Genomic DNA, 3,331 nt, shown 5'->3' on the forward strand with positions numbered 1-3,331 from the left:
GATGCCCGCGCGCGGGATGGCACATGCGCGACGTCGGCGGCGGGTCCACCGCGGACCGGGGCGCGCTCGGAGAGGACGCTGTCCTGCGGTAGGCGTGGCCGATTTCGGCGGTTTTGGCCTCGCCCGATAGGCTGAGGCCTTCGCAGAAAGATGCCCCTTCGCCTAGCTCTCCGGCGCGAAGGTGGATCATCGTGATCCGTAGCCGCTTTTGAGGAGTTTGTAATGAATCCGAAGATCCTGGCGTTAGCAGTGGCGATGGCCGCCGCGCAGATGCTGGCGCTCGATGCATATGCCCAGACACCCGTGAGCCCCGAAGACAAGGCCGCCGCGCGCGCCGAACGGAAGAAGGAAGGCGCGGCAGCCTCCCGCGGCCCACAGATGGGCGAAGGCGAGCCGATCCCGGCCGCAAAGCCGAAAGCCACGCCCGAACAGCGCGGCGTCGGCCGCACCGAGCGAAGGAATGAAGGCGCCGAGGCCGCGAAGGAGTTCCAGCCCGGCGAAGGCGATCCGATCCCCGACGCCAAGGCCAAGGTGTCGAAGGCAGACCGCGACGCGGCCCGCAAGGCGCGCCGGGCGGAAACCGCAAAGGCCAACAAGGCCGGCGAGATCAAGTCCAAGGGCCAGTCAAGCTACTGAAGGGACGTGGCGCGGGTAAAGAAATAGATCACCACGTGCCAGCCGAGGCGGTGGATCCGGGTGGCGATCTCCATCAGCTCGTCTTTTGGTGTGAAGTCCACCAGACGCTTGACGAAGTTGAACCTGACGCCGCGAACGCCGGCGGTGTGGAGCTCATCGAGTTCGGCGTCGGTGATGCTGCGCCGGACGGTGGCAACGCCCCTGGACGATCATTCGAGGCGCGCAGCGCATCGACCAGTGCCCGATTGTCGGCACCGTGGCATGTGGCCTGGACGATGACATTGCGATCGAAGCCGAGGTGATCGCGCAGCGCAAAGAGCTGCTGCTTCGACGCATCGCAGGGCGTGTACTTGCGCTCCGGCGCGTAGGGAAACTCTGCGCCCGGCCCGAAGACATGGCAATGAGCGTCCACGCTCACAGGGGGAAGCTCGAACCTGGGCCTGCAAGGACCGGCGTACCAGTCGAGCCAGCCAGGCGTCTTGATGAAGTCTCTCATCGGTCTACCTTGTCCGATCGGTCTGTTCAGGCGGCACCATGCCGTGGCGTCGAATGACTTCCCAGGCCTCGCCGGAAGTCAGGAAGTTCAGGAAAGGTTTGACGGCGTCACGGCGCTGTGACGTGGCAACTATCGCGGCCGAGAACGTGGTGGTGATCTGGACGGCATCGGGCAGGGGCCCGACAACCGCGATACCTTCGAGGTGCATCAGTTCGCTGAGTTGCTGGAAGCCGAGCGCCACCTTGCCGCTGGCAACGAGTTCGCCGACCGGGACGCCGGCCGGGGCCTGCACCAGGCGCTCCTCCAACTCGTCCCCGATGCCCCACCGGGCAAACAGCGCGATGAGCGCCACGCCGCTCGGTCCGGTCGAATAGCCGATCGTCGGTGCGGCACGCACTGCGCGCAACAAAGCCTCTTCGGTCGCGATGTCCGGTGCAGGGCTGCCTGTGGGCACGGCGACTGCCACACCTGACCGAGCAATAGCAATGACGCTGCCCTCCATCAGCCGACCACTCGCTTCGAGCTTGCCGATCGCCTCCGACGCAAGCACCACGATGTCGAAGGCTTCGCCGGAGTCGACGCGCCGGGCCGCATCGACCCCGCCGACCAATTCGACAGACACGTCGTTGCGCGTTCGCTGACGCCACGCGTCGGCAAGGTCGTTCAGCAACTGACGCGTCGCCATGGAGGAAATGATCTGGATCGGGGTGCTGCTCATGGTTAGTCCGCCTTGATGTGGCGGGCCTTGATGATCGCAGCGTAACGTTTGCTGTCGTCGCTCAGCACGGTGCGGAACTCCGCCGGTGTGATTGGCGTGGGCACGGCACCGAGGCTGTCGATCACCGCACGCACGGCCGGGGTCGTGAGCGCCTTGTCGATCTCCCGGTTCAGGCGGCTGACGAATTCTGGCGGCGTGCCCACCGGCACATAGAACCCATGCGTGGTGCCGGCATCCAGGCCCTTGAGTCCGGCCTCGTCGAGCGTGGGCACATCGGGGAACAGGGCCGAGCGCTTCATGCCCGCCACGGCGATCATGCGCAGCTTGCCCGCACGCACCTGGTTGATGGCGATGCCGGGATCGAAGTAGTAGTCGATCTGACCGCCGAGAAGATCCTGCAAGGCCGGCGCAGCGCCCTTGTAGGGCACGTGGACCGTGGAGATGCCGGCTTGGCTGTTCATCATCTCGGCCGCGAGATGCGGGCCGCTGCCGCTGCCCGCCGACCCATACGAGAGCTTGCCCGGGTTGGCCTTGGCATAGGCGATGAACTCCGCGACGTTCTTGACGGGGATCTCGGGCCGGACGACCAGAAACAGTACCATCCGCGAGGCACCCGCCACCGGCACCAGGTCCTTCGATGGCGCAAAGGACAGCTTGTCGTAGATGTAGGGATTGATCGCCACGGTGCTTCCTGCCGACATGAGCACGGTATAGCCGTCGGGGGGCGCCTTGGCGACCGCGTCCGCACCGATATTGCCGTTGGCGCCGACCCGGTTTTCCACCACGACCGGTTGTCCGAGCGCCTCGTACAGCGGGACAGCGATCGCCCGCCCCACGACGTCGGGCGAGCTTCCGGGAGGAAAGTTGACGATCAGGCGGATCGGCTTGCTCGGCCAGGCGGCGGCCGACTGCGCCATCGCGGCGGGAGCGGCGAAGGCAAGCATCGCGACGGAAGACAGCGCAGCAATGGCATGGCGGCGGGTGGATTGAAGCACTGGTTTCTGCATGATGGGATTGTGTTCAGGCCTCGACGGGCAGGCCGGTGAAGTTCTCGGAGAACTGAAGGCGTCCGGCAGCCGTGCCGGTCATGGTGGCGAGGTCCGCGCGTTTCAGGCGCCGCGTGAAACCGCTGTCGCCGGAGAACTGATGAACCATGGTGCACAGTCCGGCTGCAAAGCGCTGCACCATCCACATGCGCTTCAGGCAGGTCTGCGAATAGTGCGCGAGACGGCCTTCGTCCGAGCGCTTGTAGTAGGCCGTCAGCGCCCGCCCAAGCACCTTGACATCCGCCATCGCCGAGTTCAGCCCCTTGGCCCCCGTGGGCGGCACGATGTGCGCCGAGTCGCCGGCCAGGAACAGGCGGCCATGCTGCATCGGTTCCGACTGGAAGCTGCGCATCGCCGTCACACCCTTCTGGGTGATCCGGCCCTCGTTGATGGGGGGCATGCCGGGCACGTCCAGGCGCTTGTGCAGTTCCGACC

4 protein-coding genes and 1 pseudogene are annotated in these 3,331 nt (G+C 66.0%); 1 reads left to right on the top strand and 4 read right to left on the bottom strand.

What is annotated here, in order from left to right; genetic code table 11:
• Positions 1-222 precede the first annotated feature (222 nt).
• Positions 223-636 (top strand): hypothetical protein, encoded by a 414-nt coding sequence (locus tag AC1DY5_RS48250; protein WP_478121435.1) that lies wholly within the window; start codon positions 223-225, stop codon positions 634-636.
• Between the two features lie 20 nt (positions 637-656).
• On the opposite strand, the pseudogene AC1DY5_RS48255 reads toward AC1DY5_RS48250, so the two are convergent.
• The 4 genes and pseudogenes from AC1DY5_RS48255 to AC1DY5_RS48270 form a co-directional block, all read right to left on the bottom strand.
• A pseudogene (locus AC1DY5_RS48255) lies at positions 657-1,132 on the bottom strand (amidohydrolase family protein); the annotation flags it as partial.
• A gap of 4 nt (positions 1,133-1,136) precedes the next feature.
• Positions 1,137-1,850, bottom strand: coding sequence for a substrate-binding domain-containing protein (locus AC1DY5_RS48260; protein WP_478121436.1), 714 nt, complete (start codon positions 1,848-1,850; stop codon positions 1,137-1,139).
• Positions 1,851-1,852: 2 nt separating this feature from the next.
• A complete protein-coding gene (locus AC1DY5_RS48265) occupies positions 1,853-2,857 on the bottom strand; it encodes a Bug family tripartite tricarboxylate transporter substrate binding protein (RefSeq protein ID WP_478121437.1) in 1,005 nt (334 codons plus the stop codon).
• Positions 2,858-2,870: 13 nt separating this feature from the next.
• Positions 2,871-3,331: FAD-dependent monooxygenase (locus AC1DY5_RS48270; protein ID WP_478121438.1), on the bottom strand; the 461-nt coding region annotated here is incomplete at its 5' end.

The organism is Variovorax sp. P4_D9 (assembly GCF_056401695.1).